The sequence below is a fragment of the Burkholderia sp. Tr-20355 genome (genome assembly GCF_017104685.1).
Taxonomy (GTDB): Bacteria; Pseudomonadota; Gammaproteobacteria; order Burkholderiales; family Burkholderiaceae; genus Burkholderia; species Burkholderia seminalis.
This window is the reverse complement of the sequence record NZ_JAAGPK010000095.1, coordinates 21940-33772: the sequence shown is the minus strand read 5'-3', so window position 1 is coordinate 33772 and position 11833 is coordinate 21940. Positions and strand designations below refer to the sequence as shown.

General features: G+C 66.8%; 12 protein-coding genes and 1 pseudogene. 7 read left to right on the top strand and 6 right to left on the bottom strand.

The genetic code is table 11. The features are described 5' to 3' along the window. From G3N62_RS22335 to G3N62_RS22325, 3 genes and pseudogenes are all read left to right on the top strand, one after another. Window positions 1-131, top strand: a pseudogene (locus G3N62_RS22335) (3-hydroxybutyrate dehydrogenase); the annotation flags it as partial. After that, entirely contained in the window at window positions 128-1345 is a 1218-nt protein-coding gene (locus G3N62_RS22330; RefSeq protein ID WP_034187538.1) for a patatin-like phospholipase family protein, read from the top strand. The pseudogene G3N62_RS22335 and the gene G3N62_RS22330, both read left to right, overlap by 4 nt. A gap of 60 nt (window positions 1346-1405) precedes the next feature. Then, window positions 1406-1870, top strand: a complete 465-nt coding sequence (locus G3N62_RS22325) for a hypothetical protein (RefSeq protein WP_059559287.1) — start codon at window positions 1406-1408, stop codon at window positions 1868-1870. 43 nt (window positions 1871-1913) lie between these two features. Here G3N62_RS22325 and G3N62_RS22320 read toward each other — a convergent pair whose 3' ends face one another. Then, window positions 1914-2798 (bottom strand): LysR family transcriptional regulator, encoded by an 885-nt coding sequence (locus tag G3N62_RS22320; RefSeq protein WP_049036010.1) that lies wholly within the window; start codon window positions 2796-2798, stop codon window positions 1914-1916. Window positions 2799-2920: 122 nt separating this feature from the next. On the opposite strand from G3N62_RS22320, the gene argC reads away from it, so the two are divergent. After that, entirely contained in the window at window positions 2921-3862 is a 942-nt protein-coding gene (argC, locus tag G3N62_RS22315; protein ID WP_124670778.1) for an N-acetyl-gamma-glutamyl-phosphate reductase, read from the top strand. 111 nt (window positions 3863-3973) lie between these two features. Here argC and G3N62_RS22310 read toward each other — a convergent pair whose 3' ends face one another. After that, a complete protein-coding gene (locus G3N62_RS22310; protein ID WP_124670777.1) occupies window positions 3974-4897 on the bottom strand; it encodes a LysR substrate-binding domain-containing protein in 924 nt (307 codons plus the stop codon). 117 nt (window positions 4898-5014) lie between these two features. Between G3N62_RS22310 and G3N62_RS22305 the strand changes: the two genes are divergently transcribed. Further along, window positions 5015-6100, top strand: coding sequence for a tartrate dehydrogenase (locus tag G3N62_RS22305; RefSeq protein ID WP_034187543.1), 1086 nt, complete (start codon window positions 5015-5017; stop codon window positions 6098-6100). Window positions 6101-6480: 380 nt separating this feature from the next. Here G3N62_RS22305 and G3N62_RS22300 read toward each other — a convergent pair whose 3' ends face one another. Then, window positions 6481-6960, bottom strand: a complete 480-nt coding sequence (locus G3N62_RS22300) for a nuclear transport factor 2 family protein (RefSeq protein WP_049036013.1) — start codon at window positions 6958-6960, stop codon at window positions 6481-6483. A 63-nt stretch (window positions 6961-7023) separates the two neighbouring features. After that, window positions 7024-7629, bottom strand: coding sequence for a TetR/AcrR family transcriptional regulator (locus tag G3N62_RS22295; protein WP_059559282.1), 606 nt, complete (start codon window positions 7627-7629; stop codon window positions 7024-7026). A 267-nt stretch (window positions 7630-7896) separates the two neighbouring features. Between G3N62_RS22295 and G3N62_RS22290 the strand changes: the two genes are divergently transcribed. Beyond that, window positions 7897-8313, top strand: a complete 417-nt coding sequence (locus G3N62_RS22290; RefSeq protein WP_124608465.1) for a hypothetical protein — start codon at window positions 7897-7899, stop codon at window positions 8311-8313. Between the two features lie 381 nt (window positions 8314-8694). Here G3N62_RS22290 and tdh read toward each other — a convergent pair whose 3' ends face one another. Beyond that, entirely contained in the window at window positions 8695-9723 is a 1029-nt protein-coding gene (tdh, locus tag G3N62_RS22285; RefSeq protein WP_034187547.1) for an L-threonine 3-dehydrogenase, read from the bottom strand. 13 nt (window positions 9724-9736) lie between these two features. Next, on the bottom strand, window positions 9737-10936 hold the full coding sequence (locus G3N62_RS22280) for a glycine C-acetyltransferase (RefSeq protein ID WP_059559279.1): 1200 nt from the start codon (window positions 10934-10936) through the stop codon (window positions 9737-9739). Between the two features lie 161 nt (window positions 10937-11097). Here G3N62_RS22280 and G3N62_RS22275 point away from each other — a divergent pair, with 161 nt between their 5' ends. Then, window positions 11098-11709 (top strand): XRE family transcriptional regulator, encoded by a 612-nt coding sequence (locus G3N62_RS22275; RefSeq protein ID WP_034187549.1) that lies wholly within the window; start codon window positions 11098-11100, stop codon window positions 11707-11709. Window positions 11710-11833 lie beyond the last annotated feature (124 nt).

Genomic DNA, 11833 nt, shown 5'->3' with positions numbered 1-11833 from the left:
GCAACACGGTCGACGGCGTGTTCACGACGGTGCAGGACGTCGCGCAGACGGTGCTGTTCCTGTCGGCGTTCCCGAGCGCCGCGCTCACGGGTCAATCGTTCATCGTCAGCCACGGCTGGTTCATGCAATGAAGCCGCACGCCCGCACGGAAAAGCAGGCCGTCGATGCGGCGGACCTGCAACACGAAGCCGGCGCGCCGGCCCCCGCGCGATCGCTGCCGTACGAAACGATCGCGCTCGTCCTGCAGGGCGGCGGCGCGCTCGGCGCGTACCAGGCCGGCGTGTTCGAAGGACTGCATGAGGCGGGCGTTCCGCTCGACTGGATCGCGGGCATCTCGATCGGCGCGCTGAACACCGCGCTGATCGCCGGCAATGCGCCCGAGCATCGCGTCGAGCGCCTGCGCGAGTTCTGGGAAACGATCTGCCAGCCGGCATTCTTTCCGACGGTTCCGGCCGCGTTCGAATTCGCGCTGTTCAACAGCATCGACCAGATCCGCACGTTCTTCACGGCGTCGCAGGCGGCCAGCGCGATGATGCAGGGCCAGCAAGGCTTCTTCGTGCCGCGCTTTCCGCCGCCGCTGCCGGGCGTGTCCGACCATCCCGAGAAAATCAGCTGGTACGACACGTCGGCGCTGCGCACGACGCTGCTGAAACTGTGCGATTTCGACCGGATCAATTCGGGCGAGACGCGCGTGTCGGTCGGCGCGGTCAACGTCGGCACCGGCAACTTCGTGTACTTCGACAACTCGCGCATCCGCCTCGCGCCCGAGCACTTCATGGCGTCCGGTGCGCTGCCGCCCGCGTTCCCGCCCGTCGAGATCGACGGCGAGTATTACTGGGACGGCGGCGTCGTGTCGAACACGCCGCTGATGGAAGTGCTCCGCGCCCGGCCGCGCCGCGACACGCTCGCGTTCCAGGTCGATCTGTGGAGCGCACGCGGGCCGCTGCCGCGCACGATGGCCGACGTCGCCGAACGCACGAAGGACGTGCAATATTCGAGCCGTACGCGTTTCGTCACCGACACGCTGCAGCGCGAACAGCGCTATCGCAACGTGCTGCGTCACGTGCTCGAACAAGTGCCGGAAGAGCAGCGCAAGAACGACCCGTGGTGCGTCGAGGCAGAAGCGATGTCGAGCGGGAAGAAGTACAACATCCAGCACCTGATCTACCAGCAGAAGGCGTACGAGCATCACTACAAGGACTATCAGTTCGGTCTGTCGACGATGCGCGACCATTGGTCCGCGGGGCTCGACGACATCCGCAAGACGCTCGCGGTGAAGGACGGCCTCGCGCTGCCCAACAACGACGCGGGCTTCGTCACGCACGACATTCACCGCCGCCGGTAATGCCGTGTACGGCGGCCCGGCGCGATGCATGCGCCGGGCCGTTCTCCTTTCAGATTCACCATGCCGATTTTCATTGCACTGTTCGCGCTCATCGCGATTGGATGGGGCGCGGTTCACCTGTTTCACGTCATCGCCGCGCAGTTCGGCCAGCCGGTCGCGATCGCGGCCGCCGTGCTCGCCGCCGCCATCGCGATCGCACTGGTCGCGTGGTGGATCAAGCGCCGCCGCGACATCGCACCGAATACGAAGGAAGACGGCTGGACGCACATCGTGCATCGCGCGTGGGGCGAGTTGCGGCTGTCCGCGACGCAAGGGCTGCTCTGGCTGTCGCACGACGGCGCCGACGGTCGTTATACGCTGTCGCAGCTCGACGGCTGCCAGGCTGCCCCGATCGGCGGCCGCTGGCATCTCGTCGTACGTGTGCGCGACGCCGGGCGCGGCGAATGGAAGCTGCCGATGACGGACAAGCGCGACGCGCAGCGCTGGGCACGCGTGCTGATGCTCGCGAAGGACAACCGGCTCTGAACAATGCGCGCCCGGCGCGCGCGGGCAACCGCGCCGCGATCCGCTATCGCGCGCCGACCGCCCGCAGCGCATCGAGCACGTGCTGCGTCGCTCGTTCGACGGGGCCGGCCCGATGGGCAATACCCAGTTCGCGCCACAACGCCGGGCGCAGCGGCCGCATGACGATGCGCGCATCCGGCAGCGGCGCCCCGGCCTCGTGCGGCAGCAGCGTCGCCCCATAACCCGCGGCGACCAGGCTCTTGATCGCATCGTTGTAGTTGAGCTCGATCCGCGGCTCGGGCCGATGGCCCCCGAGCGCGAACCATTCCGTCGTGAGCCGTGACAGGCGCGTGGTCGCATCGTTGAGAATCAGCGGACGCGCCGCCAGATAGGCCGGCGTCACACGCGCCGGAAGCCGCCAGTCCGCGGGCAGGAAGGCCATCACCGGATCGCGCCGCCATGCGCGGATCGACAGCCCCGCGACCGGCGCCTGCGGCAGCGCCACCAGCCCGACGTCGAGCGTGCCCTGCGCGATGCGCGCCAGCGTGTCCTGCGACGTGAGCACCGCGATCTGGACGTCGATATCCGGATGCTGTTCGCGCAGCCGCGCCACCGCCTGCGGCAACAGGTGCGCGATCGCCCCGGTCGATGCGCCGAGGCGTACCCGCCCGGTCAGCCCCTGCACCTGTCGCTGCACGTCGTCCAGCGTGGCCTCGACCTCGGCCAGCAGACGCCGCGCCCGCTCCACCAGCACTTCACCGATCGTCGACGGCCGCACGTTTCCGCGCGTGCGGGACAGCAGCGGCGCGCCGACGCGGCTTTCCAGCTCGGCGATATGAAGACTGACGGTCGGCGGCGCGAGATGAAGCCATTGCGCCGCCGCGACGAAGGATCCCTGGTCGGCAATCGCGACCAGCGTACGCAGGCGATCGAGACTGATCTCGCGCATCAAGCACCTCTCGTTCAGGAAAGCTGAATCGGATAGTCAGTAAATTCAACTTTTCCTATTCTAGGCGTTCGATGGACGATACGGCTTTCCCCCGACGACCGAACGCGAGGAACACGACCATCATGCGCTTTCCCACTGTCTTCATCGACGGCGACCAGGGCACGACCGGACTGCTGATTCACGAGCGCTTGCGCGACCGCGCCGACGTGCGGCTGCTCACGCTGCCGGCTGCCGAACGCAAGGACCCCGTACGCCGCGCCGACGCGCTCAACGCGTGCGACATCGCGATCCTGTGCCTGCCCGATGCGGCCGCGCGCGAGGCGGTCGGTTTCATCCGGAACCCGGCGGTGCGCGTGATCGATGCGAGTTCCGCTCACCGCACGCAGCCCGAATGGGTCTACGGCTTTCCCGAGATGGCCGACGGACACGCGCAGCACATCGCGCACGCAAAGCGCGTCACCAATCCGGGCTGCTATCCGACAGGCGCGATCGGCCTGCTTCGCCCGCTGCAACAGGCCGGCCTGCTGCCGCGCGACTACCCGGTGAGCATTCATGCGGTTTCCGGTTACTCGGGAGGCGGACGGGCGGCCGTCGAAGCATTCGAATCGGGTGATGCCGCCGCACGCGGGCGGCCGCTGCAGGTGTACGGCCTGGCACTCGAGCACAAGCATGCGCCCGAGATCCGGCTGCATGCCGGACTCGCGCACCGCCCGTTCTTCGTGCCGGCCTACGGTGCCTACCGGCAAGGCATCGTGCTCACCATACCGATCGAACTGCGCCTGCTGCCGGCCGGCGTGACCGGTGAGCGATTGCATGCGTGTCTCGCGCACCATTACGCCGGCACGCGTCACGTCGACGTCACGCCGCTTGCCGATGCGCGCGCGATCACGCATCTCGATCCGCAAGCGCTGAACGGCACCAATGACCTGCGGCTCGGCGTATTCGTCAACGAGGATCACGGTCAGGTGCTGCTGTCCGCCGTGTTCGACAATCTCGGCAAAGGGGCATCCGGTGCAGCCGTACAGAATCTCGACCTGATGCTCGGTGCGTCGAGCGCAGCGTGATTCGCTCGCGGGCATCGTCGAAGGCCTGCCTGCCAGGCCGATCGGCGTCGCATCCAGCGCTGCGCCGGTGCCTGCGCACGCCCCCCCGTAAAAGCTCACCTTTCGCCGATTTCAGGCCGTGTCGCCACCCGCCGCGGCATTCAGGTCGGCCAGCGTCTCCGCCAGAAAATCCACGCACACGCGCACCTTCGCCGACGCCGCCACACGTTCCGGATACACGGCCCAGATGTTCGCGGGCTGAATGGCGTCCGGCAGCACACGACACAGTTCACCGCGTTCGATCAGCGGCGCGGCCTCCCAGATCGAGCGCAACACGATCCCGCGCCCGGCAAGCGCCCATTGCACGGCCACCTCGCCGTGGTTCGTCGACAGTGCGCCGCCGACCTTCACCGTGACCGTCTCGCCGCGCACGTTCAGTCGCCATACACCCAACGGATGATCGCGCTCCTTGATCGCCAGACAGTCGTGCGACGCGAGATCCGCGAGCGAGCGCGGCGTGCCGCGTCGTGCGAGATAGTCGGGCGACGCGCACAGCACGCGATGGTTCGCGGCGAGGCGGCGCGCGATCAGGTGATCGGCGATCTCGTCGCCGATGCGCACGTCGAGGTCGTAGCCTTCGCCCGCGACATCGACGAGCCGGTCGAACAGATCGAGCCGCACGTTCAGTTGCGGGTAGCGCGCGCTGAAGTCGAGCAGCGCCGGCGCGACGACATGCCGGCCGAAACCGAAGCTGCTCGAGATGCGCAGCGTGCCGCGCGGCACCGTGCGCGTGGTCGACACGTCCTCGACGAGATGATCGACGTCGTCCAGAATCTTCTCGGCACGCGCGAACACGCGTTCGCCGGCTTCCGTAACCGTCACGCGGCGCGTCGAGCGATGCAGCAGGCGCGTACCGAGCTGCGCCTCGAGCAGCGCGATGCGCTTGCTGACGTACGCGGGCGACACCGCGAGCTGCTCGGCGGCCGCGCTGAAGCTCGTCAGGCGGACGACCAGGCTGAACACGCGCAGGTCGTCGAGATTCGGTGATTTGTTCACGATTCGTGGAAAGTCGATTAACCTTTCACACGATTCTAATCCGAATGGAAATAAATAGAATGACGTGACGGGCCGCCGCCTCCCTCGGCAGCCGGCCGACCAGCCAAGGAGATTTGCATGACCGACAGGACTTACAGAATTGCCGTGATTCCCGGCGACGGCATCGGCCGCGAAGTGATGCCCGAGGGCCTGCGTGCGCTCGCGGCCGTGACCGCGCGCTTCGGCATCCGCTTCGACTTCGTCGAGATCGACTGGGCGAGCTGCGACTACTACGCGCAGCACGGCAAGATGATGCCGGACGACTGGAAGGCGCAGCTGTCGGGCATGGACGCGATCCTGTTCGGCGCGGTCGGCTGGCCCGCAACGGTGCCCGATCACATCTCGCTGTGGGGCTCGCTGCTGAAATTCCGCCGCGAATTCGACCAGTACATCAACCTGCGGCCCGCGCGCCTGTTCGACGGCGTGCCGTCGCCGCTCGCCGGCCGCCGCCCGGGCGACATCGACTTCATGATCGTGCGCGAGAACACCGAGGGCGAATATTCGTCGGTCGGCGGCACGATGTTCGAAGGCACCGATCGCGAAGTCGTGATGCAGCAATCGATCTTCACGCGGCACGGCACCGAACGCGTGCTGAAATTCGCATTCGAGCTCGCGCAGCGGCGCGCGAAGCGCCTCACCGTCGCGACGAAGAGCAACGGCATCGCGATCAGCATGCCATGGTGGGATGCGCGCGCGGCCGACATGGCCGAACGCTATCCGGAGATCGCCGTCGACAAGCAGCACATCGACATCCTGTGCGCGCGCTTCGTGCTGCAGCCGGACCGCTTCGACGTCGTCGTCGCATCGAACCTGTTCGGCGACATCCTGTCGGATCTCGGGCCGGCCTGCACGGGCACGATCGGCATCGCGCCGTCGGCGAACCTGAACCCGGACCGCACGTTCCCGTCGCTGTTCGAACCCGTGCACGGTTCCGCGCCCGACATCACGGGGCAATACATCGCGAACCCGGTCGCGATGATCTGGTCGGCCGCGATGATGCTCGATTTTCTCGGTAACGGCGCGGGCCGCGAACGCGAAGCACACGACGCGATCGTCGCCGCGATCGAGGATGTGCTGCGCACCGGGCCGCGTACGCGCGATCTCGGCGGTGACGCAGGAACGCAGGCCGTGGGTGAGGCGATCGCCGCGCGGATCGCGGGCTGACGGTCATGCCCGGCGCGGGCCGGGCAGCACTTCGTGCATCCGTGCGCGGTGAGCAACACGCGATGCGTTCGCGCACTCGTGCAGCCTCGCCGGACGCGTGCGCAACGAAGTCGATCCGATCGGTGAGTGGCACGTCACGCGCGCGCACACCGATCGGCGATGCCTGACCCGGTGAGATGCATCACGCGGCGGAACACACCGATGCGCGTCGACGTGCCTGCGTCACCCGCGCCATGTCGCGTCGATCTGCGCGAAGTACACAGTCCGACGCGACATTTCATCTCCTCCCGAATAATCTCACCTCAGCGCATCGACTCCCGAATTTCCTCACCATTGAACCTCGGCGAGGCGTGCGGCGTTCCGCCGAGTCGACACGCATCTCACAGCCCGAGGTCGGACAGCCCCGGATGATCGTCCGGGCGACGGCCGAGCGGCCAGTGATAAAGCCGATCCGCCTCGCGAATCGGCAGATCATTGATGCTCGCATGACGATGCGCCATCAGGCCGTTCTCGTCGAACTCCCAGTTCTCGTTGCCGTACGAGCGGAACCAGTTGCCCGCGTCGTCGCGCCATTCGTACGCAAAACGCACCGCGATGCGATTGCCGTCGAACGCCCACAGCTCCTTGATCAGCCGGTAGTCGAGTTCGCGCGTCCACTTCCGCTGCAACAGCCCGACGATCTCGTCGCGGCCCGTCACGAACTCCGCGCGATTGCGCCATCGGCTTTGCGGCGTATAGGCGAGCGACACGCGTTGCGGGTCGCGCGTATTCCACGCGTCCTCGGCGGCGCGCACCTTCTGGCGTGCCGTTTCGAGCGTGAAGGGCGGAACGGGCGGGCGGACTTCGGGGGAAGCGGACATGGGTTGCTCCTGTTCAGGTTCTGGCCGCGAACGAACGCAGCCGGTTCGAATTCGCTGCGTCGGCTACCGCGACACGGTATCGAGCAGCAGTTCAGCCGTCGCGCGCGCATCGCGCGCGACGTTTGCATCGCCGCTGACGAGCGCCACGCCGATCGCGCCATCGATCAGCACGAGCCACTGGCGCGCGAGGCGGGCGAGCCCGCGGCGCTCGATGCCGGCTTCGTCGGCGTACGCATCGAAGCACGCGCGCACGAATGCCAGCAGCCGTGCCTTGTGCTCGCGCGCGACGACACGCACGGGATCGTCGGCGTCGGGGATTTCGCCCGACGTATTCAGGAACGCGCAGCCGTGAAAGTCGGGCTGCCCGAACCAGTCGCGCAGCACGTCGAACATGCCGAGCAGCTGCGCGCGCGGCGCCTTGCCGCGTGCCTGCGTGGCATCGACGAACCAGCGCATCCAGCGCTCGTCGCGGCGTTCGAGGGCGGCGACCACCAGCGCCTCTTTCGATTCGAAATGCGAATAAACGCTCTTGCGTGCCGCGCCGGATCGCTTGACGATCGCATCGATGCCCGTTGCGTGGATGCCGCCCGAATAGATCAGCGCTTCGGCCGCGTCGAGCAGCCGGTCGCGAACACCCGGTTCGCCGGAGGAGTCGTGAGATGGGTTCATGCGTTTACGGTAGAACGATCGTTCTCCATCGTCAACCCCCGTGTGAAAAAGCCCTGTCGGCGAAAGGGCTGAAGCGCGGCCTGACGGCGCGCGTTTACGACATTTTTTCTTGAAGGCGATACGGGGCGCTCACTACACTTCGGTCACCCTGTCTGGGCACAAGGACATCATGCAGCGACCGGAATCCGCGCGCCCCGCGCGCGCTCATGCGGCTTATGCGAAGCGGCTCGTCGGCCGCGTCGTCGTGCGGCAAGCAGGTGCCGCGTCATGAAACACGACGTGCCGAAACGCGACGGCGGCAACGATCGCGCACCGCTCGACGTCCGCCAGGCGCGCGTGCGTGCTGCGCTGCGGCTGCGCGGCGTGATGAAGCTGACGATCGTCACGATCGCGGTTGCGCATGTGCTGACGTTCGCGTTCGACCGCCTGCTGGTCGCGGCCGGTTTCGCGCCGGACGCCGCAACGGTGCTGCTGTTCCGTTTCGTGACGTGCGCGCTCGTCAGCTTCTGGCTGCAGGCGGATGCCCTGCGCGCGTATCGGTACGCGGCGCAGCACGGGTTCGTCACCGTTCCCGGTGCACACGGCGATCCCGTTGACGTTGCGCCGCAATGCCCGAAACGCTGGCTCGTCGTGCTGAATCTTCAGCTCGAACCGCGATGGTTGAAGGGTGAAGGAAGCAGGTAGCGACCCGCGCACCGTCGAACGCCGTGCGCGACGCGTATGAGTGAGTCGCAACGACGTTCGCAGGCTCACGGTTGATGGCGCGATTCGATTCGGCCTCGCAGGTGGCGCATCGCGAACGAGCGCTCGGCGAGCGAAGCAGGGAAGCACGTGGAAAGGGCGGGCAGGCGCCGAACGGCGTAAACGGAAGAAGCGAAGCAGAGGCTGACAGGTGAAGCGAACGGGCAATCGCAAGTCACCGACGTGCGATTCGCGCCCGCAAACACAGCTCCCGAATAGTCTCACCTCAAGCGTTGAATCACGCACGTCGATGCCGACCATGTGCATGTCAACGAAAGCGGGGCAGGCGGCAAACGCGCCGCCTGCCCCGTCTCGATACTCGACTCAGGCCGTCCAGTCGAGAATCACCTTGCCGCTTTCGCCGGACAGCATCGCGGCGAAGCCTTGCTCGTAATCGTCGGCCGCGAAGCGATGCGTGATGATCGGCGACAGGTCGAGGCCGCTCTGCAGCATCGCGACCATCTTGTACCAGGTCTCGAACATCTCGCGGCCATAGATGCCCTTGATCTCGAGCCCCTTGAAGATCACCTGGTTCCAGTCGATCGCCGTCTGCGCGGGCGGGATGCCGAGCAGCGCGACCTTGCCGCCGTGGTTCATCGCCTCGAGCATGCTCGTGAACGCGCTCGGCACGCCCGACATCTCGAGACCGACGTCGAAGCCTTCGGTCATGTGCAGGTCGGCCATCACGTCGCGCAGCGACTCGCGTGCGACGTTGACCGCACGCGTCGCCCCCATCTTGCGGGCGAGTTCCAGCCGGTAGTCGTTGATGTCGGTGATCACGACGTTGCGCGCGCCGACGTGCTTCGCGATCGCGACGGCCATGATGCCGATCGGGCCCGCGCCGGTGATCAGCACGTCTTCGCCGACGAGGTTGAACGACAGCGCCGTATGCGTCGCGTTGCCGAACGGATCGAAGATCGACGCGAGATCGTCGGAGATCTCCGGCGGAATCTTGAACGCGTTGAACGCCGGAATCGCCAGATACTCGGCGAACGCGCCTTCGCGGTTCACGCCGACGCCGACCGTGTTGCGGCACAGATGCCGGCGCCCCGCGCGGCAGTTGCGGCAGAAGCCGCACGTGATGTGCCCTTCGCCGGACACGCGATCGCCGATCGCGAAGCCGCGCACTTCCTGCCCCATCTCGACGATCTCCCCGACGTATTCGTGACCGACGTGCATCGGCACGGGGATCGTCTTCTGCGCCCAGTCGTCCCACTTCCAGATATGGATATCGGTGCCGCAGATCGCCGTGCGGCGGATCTTGATCAGCACGTCGTTGTGGCCGACTTCCGGACGCTTCACGCGCGTGAGCGTGAGACCGGGGCCGCGTTCGAGCTTTGCCAGTGCTTTCATGGTCGCGCCTCCGTCAGATGATGCCGAGCGACTGGCCGACGCGCACGAACGCGGCGACCGTCTGGTCGATCTGCTCGGGCGTATGCGCGGCGCTCATCTGCGTACGGATGCGCGCGCGGCCACGCGGCACGACCGGGAACGAAAAGCCGATCACGTAGACGCCTTCACCGAGCAACTTGTCGGCCATGTTCGTCGCGAGCTGCGCGTCGCCGAGCATCACCGGGATGATCGGATGCGCGCCGGGGACGAGCGTGAAGCCCGCTTCGGTCATCTGCTGGCGGAAACGCACGCCGTTCTCGCGCACGCGCGCGCGCAGCTTCGCGCCTTCGTCGCTGCCGAGCAGTTCCAGCACCTTCAGCGATGCCGCGGCAATGCTCGGTGTGAGCGTGTTCGAGAACAGGTACGGACGCGAGCGCTGGCGCAGCAGTTCGATCACCTCGCGACGCGCGGCGACATAACCGCCCGATGCGCCGCCGAGCGCCTTGCCGAGCGTGCCCGTGATGATGTCGACGCGGCCTTCGACGCCGCAGTGCTCGGGCGTGCCGCGGCCGTGCGCGCCGATGAAGCCGACCGCGTGCGAATCGTCGACCATCACGAGCGCGCCGTAGCGATCGGCGAGATCGCAGATGCCTTTCAGGTCGGCGATGATGCCGTCCATCGAGAACACGCCGTCGGTCGCGATCAGCTTGTGGCGCGCGCCCGCCGCGTCGGCTTCCTTGAGCTTCGCCTCGAGGTCGGCCAGGTCGTTGTTCTTGTAGCGGAAGCGCTTCGCCTTGCAGAGGCGAATGCCGTCGATGATGCTCGCGTGGTTCAGCTCGTCGCTGATGATCGCGTCGTTCTCGTCGAGCAGCGTCTCGAACAGCCCGCCGTTCGCGTCGAAGCAGCTCGAATAGAGGATGCTGTCCTCGGTGCCGAGAAACGCGGCCAGCGCGCGTTCCAGTTGCTTGTGGACGGTTTGCGTGCCGCAAATGAAGCGCACCGATGCCATGCCGAAGCCGTCCTGGTCGAGGCCGGCCTTCGCCGCATCGATCAGGCGCGGATCGTTCGCCAGACCCAGATAGTTGTTCGCGCAGAAATTGAGCACGCCGGCACCGCCGGCGAGCGTCACGGCCGCCGCCTGGGGACTCGCGATCTCGCGCTCGGTCTTGTAAAAACCGTCCGCGCGGATCTGGTCGAGCGTCCCGCGCACCTGGGCGAGAAAGGCATCACGCATCGCAAAGCTCCTGACAGGGATTCGCATTCCGCAGCGCACCGCTCGTGGCGGCGGCGCAACGGCCTGCTACTGTTATAGTCGGTCGTTCGGTTGACCGCATTTATCCGATATTCCGAACTAGAATTCGAAATATCGAACAACTCTAAGCGAACGGAATCCAAATGGCAAGTTCCCCCGGATCGCGGCGCACGCCTGCCGGTGCCGCACCGCAGCCGCCGGCCGCGACACCGCCGCGTGTCGGCGAACAGATCCAGCGGCTGCGCAACGAGCGCAAGCTGACGCTCGACGACCTGTCGCGCGCGGCCGGCGTATCGAAATCGATGCTCTCCGAGATCGAACGCGACAAGGCCAACCCGACGATCGCCGTCGCGTGGCGGCTGACGAATGCGCTCGGCATCACGCTCGACGAATTGTTCTCGCAGCCGAAGGCGCCCGAGACGATCCGTGTGGACGGCCCGCACGACATTCCGACGCTCGCCGGCCACGACGGCCGGTACCAGCTGCGTGTATGGGGCCCGATCGACCTCGCCGGCAAGTTCGAGTGGTACGAACTGACGCTGCCGGGCGGCGGTGCATTGGTATCGAACGCACACGAACCCGGCACGCGCGAGCACCTCACCGTGCTGCAGGGCGCGATGGAAATCGAAGCCGCCGCGGCCAGCCGGCGCCTGAAAGTGGGCGACACCGCACGCTACCCGGCCGACGAGCCGCACGCGATCCGCAACCCCGGCAAGGCCGAAGCGCGGGCACTGCTGATCGTGATCCATCGCTGACGGCACGGATAGCCGGCCAACAGGCCATGCAGGCCAGTTGCGGAAAACACTGTATGTTTGTACAGTATACGGACATTCCGCCATGCACGGGCCGGAGCCGGCGCACCGAGGCGCCCGCCCCGGT

Bases quoted from the DNA above. Each gene is read 5' to 3' on its own strand.
- G3N62_RS22295 (WP_059559282.1), bottom strand. From the start codon at position 7,629: ATGAACCCATCTCACGACTCCTCCGGCGAACCGGGTGTTCGCGACCGG.
- G3N62_RS22325 (WP_059559287.1), top strand. From the start codon at position 1,406: ATGCCGATTTTCATTGCACTGTTCGCGCTCATCGCGATTGGATGGGGC.
- G3N62_RS22300 (WP_049036013.1), bottom strand. From the start codon at position 6,960: ATGTCCGCTTCCCCCGAAGTCCGCCCGCCCGTTCCGCCCTTCACGCTC.
- G3N62_RS22330 (WP_034187538.1), top strand. From the start codon at position 128: ATGAAGCCGCACGCCCGCACGGAAAAGCAGGCCGTCGATGCGGCGGAC.
- G3N62_RS22275 (WP_034187549.1), top strand. From the start codon at position 11,098: ATGGCAAGTTCCCCCGGATCGCGGCGCACGCCTGCCGGTGCCGCACCG.
- G3N62_RS22305 (WP_034187543.1), top strand. From the start codon at position 5,015: ATGACCGACAGGACTTACAGAATTGCCGTGATTCCCGGCGACGGCATC.
- tdh (WP_034187547.1), bottom strand. From the start codon at position 9,723: ATGAAAGCACTGGCAAAGCTCGAACGCGGCCCCGGTCTCACGCTCACG.
- G3N62_RS22280 (WP_059559279.1), bottom strand. From the start codon at position 10,936: ATGCGTGATGCCTTTCTCGCCCAGGTGCGCGGGACGCTCGACCAGATC.
- argC (WP_124670778.1), top strand. From the start codon at position 2,921: ATGCGCTTTCCCACTGTCTTCATCGACGGCGACCAGGGCACGACCGGA.
- G3N62_RS22320 (WP_049036010.1), bottom strand. From the start codon at position 2,798: ATGCGCGAGATCAGTCTCGATCGCCTGCGTACGCTGGTCGCGATTGCC.
- G3N62_RS22290 (WP_124608465.1), top strand. From the start codon at position 7,897: ATGAAACACGACGTGCCGAAACGCGACGGCGGCAACGATCGCGCACCG.